Origin of the sequence: Caenimonas terrae (assembly GCF_042655405.1) — a bacterium.
GTDB lineage: Bacteria > Pseudomonadota > Gammaproteobacteria > Burkholderiales > Burkholderiaceae_C > Ramlibacter > Ramlibacter terrae_A.
Window position 1 is genome coordinate 160,885 of record NZ_JBHSMF010000003.1, and the last position, 6,123, is coordinate 167,007.

Sequence of the window (6,123 nt, forward strand, 5' to 3'; positions counted from 1 at the left end):
AACCGCGCAAAGCCCTTGTGGACCACAATATGGCCGTCTTTCCCTGACCGAAAGGAGATGCCGATGACCCGACATCTGCGGGCGACCGCGGCGGCGCTGGTCGCCTGCGTGCTGTCCGGGGCTGCCTGCGCGGCCGGCGGCCCGCTGGGCATCGACCATCGGCTGGCCTTGGACGAGAGCGGAATCTGGGCGCGCCGCAACCAGCGCGCCGTCTACGACCTGTCCGCGCTGACCGTGCTCGGCGGCGCGCTCTGGGAGGGCAGCGACAGCAGGCTGGGCAAGACCTTCTGGAAGTCCGCTGAATCGATGGCGCTCGCCGACATCGCGGCCACCGGGCTGAAGGCCGTGACACGGCGCGCCAGGCCCTCGCAGGGCAACGACCCGAACGACTGGTGGGGTTCCGCATCCAATCGCAGCTTTCCGAGCAATGAGGTGGCGCACATCAGCGCCATCGTCACGCCCTTCATCGCCGAGTACGCGCCGGACCATCCGGCGGTCTGGGGACTCGCTGCGCTGCCCATGTATGTCGGCATCGCCCGCATGAAGAGCCAGGCCCACTGGCAGACCGACGTGCTGGCCGGCGCCGCGCTCGGTGCCGGCATCGGCTACTACGAGTACTCGCGTCAATCCGCCTGGAGCGCGACGGTCTTGCCCCATGGCCTCACCATCGGCTTCAGGAGGCGCTTTTGAGCCCCGGTCGCGGGATGCGCAATTGCGCGCGCTCTGCATCCGCCAGCGGATGTCCTGGTCGCCGCCGGGAGATGATTGCGGCTCGCGCGATCGACTTGTGCCGCCTGGTCGTGGTGGCGGTTCTGTACGGGCTCGCCTTCCATTGCGCGGCCTCGGCACAGGCGCTGGCCGCCGACGCGGGCGGCCGCATCGGCTTTGCCAGCTACACGCCCAGGACCATGTATGACGTGGCGCGCACCGCCCGCGAGAAATGGCCGGCCCAGCAGGTCTGGGGCGACTTGAGCCTGCCCAAGGGGACGAGCGGTCCGGTCCCCGCGATCGTCCTGATGCATGGCAGCGGCGGCATCGAGAAGAGCATGGGCCAGTGGGTGGACGCCTTCAACGACATCGGCGTCGCCACCTTCGTGGTCAGCAGCTTCGAGCCGCGCGGTGTGCGCCGCACTGCGGAAGATCAGACGCTGGTGCCGCCGGCGGCGAACCTGGTCGATGCGTTCATGGCGCTGCAGTTGCTGGCCGGCCACCCCGGCATCGACCGCGCCAGGATCGGTGTCATGGGATTTTCGCGGGGCGGAGAGGTGGCGTTTCGCACCGCGATCGAGCCGTTTCGACGCGCCATCCTGCAGTCCGACCTGAAGTTCGCGTTGCACATCCCCGTCTATGCGGGATGCAACCAGGTCTACTGGTCGCCCGAGATCACCAGGGCGCCGATGCTCAACCTGGTGGGCGCGGACGACGACTACACCACGGCCGCGCCCTGCGAGCAGCTGGCCGCCCGCTACGCCGCAGCGGGCGCACCGATCCGCACGATCAAGTACCCGCACGCCAACCATTCGTGGGACGCGATGTACCAGGTCTTCCTGCTGCCCAACGCCACCTCGGGCGCGCCCTGCGGCGTGCTGCGCTGGGACATCGAGCCCTGGGTTATCACGGCCGAACGCGACGGCAGCCGGGTCGATCCGGCCCGGCTGGACGAGCTCTTCAGGAGTTGCGTGCGGCGCGGCGTCCATGTCGGGCGCAACGAAGCAGCCTTCCGCCAGTCACGCAGCGACGCCCAGGCATTCGTGCGCGAGGTGTTCCACCTGCCGGCCGGCGGCCGATAAGAGCAGGCCACCATGGCCGATGTCAGGCATACGGCGACGCGGCAGTCGCCGCGTTTTCTCAGTGCGCGGGCGCAACCCCGTTGAGATTCTGGTCCAGGAAGCGTTCGACACGGCCCCAGAAATCGAGCCGGTTCTCCACCTTCAGCCAGCCGTGTCCCTCGTCGACGTAGACGACCCATTCGGGATCCCGGCCCGCCGCATGCAGGGCGTCGCGCATGAGGGTGCCGTGCTCCAGAGGCACGCGGCGATCCTGCGTGCCGAACGCAAGCAGCAGCGGCGCGCGGATCTGCGCCGCGTGTTCCACTGGCGCGGCCGCCCGCAGCAGCTCGGCGTCCTTGACCGGGTCGCCGACCAGGGTCGGAATGGCGAAATTGCGATTCTCGGCATCGAAGTCGGACTGCCAGCTATCCTGGAACAGCAGGCGTGGGTCGGTGACGGCGACCCACGCGACACCGCAGCGGTACAGGTCTGCGTAGCGGGCCAGGCCCATGAGCGTCGCATAGCCCCCGTAGCTTCCTCCGGCGATACAGACGCGCTTGCCGTCGATCAATCCCTTGCCCGCCGCCCAGCGCACGGCGTCGGCGACGTCGTCCTGCATCGCTCCTTCCCACTGCTTCCAGCCGGCGCGGAAATGGACGAACCCGAAGCCCCTGCTGCCCCGGAATTCCGGTTCGATGACGACGTAGCCGCGGGAAGCAAGAAACTGTGCCTCCGGGTCCCAGCGCCAATAGGTGCCGCGCATCCACGGGCCACCGTGCACCAGCACGACCGCCGCTCGCGGTCCCGAAGCGCCTCCCGGCGCGCTCTTGGGCGGCGTGGTCACCCAGACCGGCAGGTCCATGGCGTCGCGCGCCTTGATGCGATAGAAATCCAGTGTCGCCATGCGCGTCGCATCGATGTCTGCGCGCTTCTTGCCGATCAACCGCCAGTCGTCCGAGGCTGGCCGGTAGATCCAGTAGGAGCCCGGATCCTGGTCCGACGACGAGAAGACGAGCACCGACCGGACCTGCGCACAGCGGCTGCACGTCGCAATGACGTTGGCGTGGCCCGGCAACCTGGCATCGACGGCTTTCTGGATCGCGCTCATCGCCGGGTCGAACCAGACCGAGGTGACCGAATCCGTGACGATGCGAAGGCCCACCACATTCGTCCCGCTCGCATCCAGGATCATCGGGCCGCTCACGTCGAACCCCGGTGTGACGACCAGCGGATCGCCGTCCGGCTTGCCCGTGGCAAAGTTGAAGCGTTTCAACGCCCCGCTGCGGTCTTTGCCGTGGCCCGCAGACACGAAGAGGTTCCCGGCCCCGTCGACGAAATACGGCGAGAACGATCGCTGCTGCGCGGGGTCGGTGGCGATCAAGGCCCAGGCGTCCTGGCCGGGCGCCCGCCAATACGTCCTTGCCACGCCTTCATGCTCCGCGACGACGACGCGCGGTTCGCCTTTCGGATCGAAGAGCCATTCCCGGCTGTACGCCGGGCTGCCGACGGCCAGCGAGTGCGTGCGGCCGGTGTCGATGTCCAGGCGCAGCGCCTTGACCGCCTGGACCTCGTACGCGTAGTTCAGGTCGTACTCGCCGATGATGACTTCAGGGCTGTCGTCGCGGGGCACGGCCAGAAGCTCGTGATTCCATTCGAGCGTCTCGCGGCGGATGGTGCCCGCCTGACGGACGAATTCGCGCTTGGACTTGATGAGCTGGCGCAGATCGCTGCCATCGCGATGGATCGAATAGAGCCCGGGCCCGAAGGCCTGGTCGCCGCCCCCTCTTTCGCCGTCCAAGAGATTGAAGACCAGCCTGTCGTCGCCGACCCAGCGAACCGAGCGAATGTCCGCGTCGGAGAAGTTCGCGACGATCGCCGGTGGGGTCTTGTTGTCGATGTCGACCACGGCGAGCGCATTTCGCGTCGCTTGCCCGCGCACGATCATGGCCAGCCACTGGCCGGAGGGCGACATGCGGATGTCGGCGACGTCGGGGTTGCGAAAGAAGCTCTTGATGCTCGGCAGCTGCAGACCGTTCGCGGCGGCCGCGCCGGCCGGGGGCGCGAGAAGGGACGAGGCCAGAACCATCCAGAGGGCCGCCATGCGGGCGGCCAGAGGGAATTCGACGGACATGCGGCGTTCCTCCAGGGTGACCAGTGGGCCAGTCGCCGAATCGCGCTCCATGCATCGGCATCGGTGCGCAGTGTAAACGCGGCAAGTGCCGGTCGGCGCCGGACGCAGCGGCGCCGGACCGGCCGGAGGATCTCAGGGGGCGGTCGGCCGAACCCGCGGCGGCAGCCCGGGCGCCATGCTGCCGAATGCGCCCACCATCAGCAGCAGTGCCATGTGGCGCAGCCGCTTGGCGGCATCGACCAGTTCATCCTCGGGCGCCGGGCCGGCGTTGCGCAGGTACCGGCCGAAGCGCTCGGCCACCAGCGCCTCTGCCTGCGCCGCCGCCAGGTCGGCTGCCCGCCAGGCCTCGAACGCCTGCCCGGCCGGGTCCGGGGCGGGCTGGAACACGGCGACCGGGGCGGCCACCGGGTGCAGCGGCCACGCCGACGGGCCGCCGTGATCGGCAGGAGCGCGCTGGATGTTCATCGATCGTTGATCGCCTTCCCTGACCGCTCGCCGCACGCCAGCCGTCAGCTGTCGCGACGCACACGGGCAGAAAGACTATGAACGAGGCGGGCACCGCGCCCGCTCAGGAAATAGCGGGTCGCTGCTAGGAAATATCCCTAGCTGCCACCCGCGCGCGAGGCCTGGCGCGGCGCCCAGGCTCACACCACTTCAGGCGGTGCAAGCACGCAGGTGCGGCCGGTGTCGCCCAGTTCCACCTGCAGCGTCACGTGGTGGATCGAGAACTTGCGGTCGATGTCCGCCGCGATCCGCTGCAGGAAGTCGTCGCCGGGATGGCCCGAAGGACAGACCAGGTGCGCCGTCATGGCGTTCTCCGTGGTGCTCATGCCCCAGATGTGCAGGTCGTGCACGCCGGCCACGCCCGGCAGCTGGCCGAGGTAATCGCGCACCGCGGCGGTGTCGATCGCCTCCGGCACGGCCTGCAGCGCCAGCTTGAACGAGGCGCGCAGCAGTCCCCACGTGCCGGCCACGATCACCGCGCCGAGCACCAGCGTGACGGCGGGGTCCAGCCACAGCCAGCCGGTCGCCATGACCACCAGCCCCGCCAGCGCGACGCCGAGCGAGACGGCCGCGTCGGCGGCCATGTGCAGGTAGGCGCCGCGCACGTTCAGGTCGCTCTTCTGGCGCGACATGAACAGCCAGGCCGTCACGCCGTTGACCACGACGCCGGCCAGGGCGACGGCGATGACGATGACGCCGTCCACCGGCTGGGGATCGGCCAGCCGCTGGATCGCTTCCCAGGCCAGGCCGCCGGTGACCAGCACCAGGATCAGCGCGTTGGCCAGCGCCGCCAGGATCGAGCTGCCGCGCAGCCCATAGGTGAAGCGCTCCGAGGGCGCGCGGCGCGACAGCTGGTAGGCGCCCCACGCCAGTCCCAGTCCGAGGACGTCACCGAGGTTGTGGGTGGCGTCCGCCATCAGCGCCAGCGATTGCGACATCACGCCGAACACCCACTCCGCCACCACGAAGGCCAGGTTCAGCGCGATGCCAACCAGGAAGATTCTTCCGAGGTCGGCCGGCGACCCATGGGAATGGCCGGCGTGCGCATGCCCGGCATGGGCGGGCCCGTGGTCGTGGTCCTCGTGATGGTCGTGCCCGTGGTGGGCGTGCGCGTCTTGCTTGCGGTCCGGGGGCTGGTTTTGCATGTCTAGGGGGCTTGAGGAGGGCTGAGCATACAGCCCCCTGCCCTGGCCCACGGGAGCGGTGGCACGCTCAGTCGGCGGCCACCAGGTCGCCCATGGCGAAGATCGAGACCGGAATGCGCCCGGCCAGCTGCTGCGCGGTGTGCGACATCCAGCTGCGCTTCTTGAGCTCCTCGATCAGCGCGTTCTGTTCCTGTTCCAGCTCCCTGGAGGTGAGGTCGGCAGCATCCTCGATCAGGGCGACGATGTCGTTCACGTCGGCCGACGGAACCGGGTTTTTCTTTGGCATGCGCCGATTCTGCGTCAGCGCGGCATTGGGCGTGTGTAACCGCCGGAGTTCCCCCACGCGGCCGCCGGGGCGCGCTTGACATTCGCTGCAGCCTGTCCCCCGCACACCGCTCAGTCGGGGGCACCCGGGACGGCAGGCATTGCGGCTACGTAGATTCACTGATTCGCTGGTCGGGCTCTGTTAAGGATCGGCGCCGCACAATCCGCACGCGCCCCCGCCTTTGGCCTGCGGCGCGGCCCCTTGTGTCCTCCTAACCAGATCGATCCGACTTTCCTTATGAATGACAGA

At 68.9% G+C, this 6,123-nt stretch carries 6 protein-coding genes; 2 read left to right on the forward strand and 4 right to left on the reverse strand.

What is annotated here, in order from left to right; all coding sequences use genetic code 11:
* The first annotated feature begins 63 nt into the window (after window positions 1–63).
* Together ACFPOE_RS05230 and ACFPOE_RS05235 are read left to right on the forward strand one after the other, a co-directional pair.
* The gene (locus ACFPOE_RS05230) at window positions 64–690 is read left to right on the forward strand and encodes a phosphatase PAP2 family protein (protein ID WP_376848963.1); all 627 of its coding nucleotides are present in this window, start codon (window positions 64–66) and stop codon (window positions 688–690) included.
* Window positions 691–761: 71 nt separating this feature from the next.
* The gene (locus tag ACFPOE_RS05235) at window positions 762–1,790 is read left to right on the forward strand and encodes a dienelactone hydrolase family protein (protein ID WP_376848964.1); all 1,029 of its coding nucleotides are present in this window, start codon (window positions 762–764) and stop codon (window positions 1,788–1,790) included.
* 58 nt (window positions 1,791–1,848) lie between these two features.
* On the opposite strand, the gene ACFPOE_RS05240 is transcribed toward ACFPOE_RS05235, so the two are convergent.
* From ACFPOE_RS05240 to ACFPOE_RS05255, 4 genes are all read right to left on the reverse strand, one after another.
* Window positions 1,849–3,900, reverse strand: coding sequence for an alpha/beta hydrolase family protein (locus tag ACFPOE_RS05240; protein WP_376848965.1), 2,052 nt, complete (start codon window positions 3,898–3,900; stop codon window positions 1,849–1,851).
* Between the two features lie 132 nt (window positions 3,901–4,032).
* On the reverse strand, window positions 4,033–4,365 hold the full coding sequence (locus ACFPOE_RS05245) for a hypothetical protein (protein WP_376848966.1): 333 nt from the start codon (window positions 4,363–4,365) through the stop codon (window positions 4,033–4,035).
* A 179-nt stretch (window positions 4,366–4,544) separates the two neighbouring features.
* A complete protein-coding gene (locus tag ACFPOE_RS05250) occupies window positions 4,545–5,549 on the reverse strand; it encodes a cation diffusion facilitator family transporter (protein ID WP_376848967.1) in 1,005 nt (334 codons plus the stop codon).
* Between the two features lie 67 nt (window positions 5,550–5,616).
* The gene (locus tag ACFPOE_RS05255; protein WP_376848968.1) at window positions 5,617–5,835 is read right to left on the reverse strand and encodes a hypothetical protein; all 219 of its coding nucleotides are present in this window, start codon (window positions 5,833–5,835) and stop codon (window positions 5,617–5,619) included.
* Window positions 5,836–6,123: the final 288 nt, after the last annotated feature.

Excerpts from the sequence above, each read along its gene's own strand:
- ACFPOE_RS05245 (WP_376848966.1), bottom strand. The coding sequence starts at position 4,365 with ATGAACATCCAGCGCGCTCCTGCCGATCACGGCGGCCCGTCGGCGTGG.
- ACFPOE_RS05240 (WP_376848965.1), bottom strand. The coding sequence starts at position 3,900 with ATGTCCGTCGAATTCCCTCTGGCCGCCCGCATGGCGGCCCTCTGGATG.
- ACFPOE_RS05255 (WP_376848968.1), bottom strand. The coding sequence starts at position 5,835 with ATGCCAAAGAAAAACCCGGTTCCGTCGGCCGACGTGAACGACATCGTC.
- ACFPOE_RS05250 (WP_376848967.1), bottom strand. The coding sequence starts at position 5,549 with ATGCAAAACCAGCCCCCGGACCGCAAGCAAGACGCGCACGCCCACCAC.
- ACFPOE_RS05230 (WP_376848963.1), top strand. The coding sequence starts at position 64 with ATGACCCGACATCTGCGGGCGACCGCGGCGGCGCTGGTCGCCTGCGTG.
- ACFPOE_RS05235 (WP_376848964.1), top strand. The coding sequence starts at position 762 with ATGATTGCGGCTCGCGCGATCGACTTGTGCCGCCTGGTCGTGGTGGCG.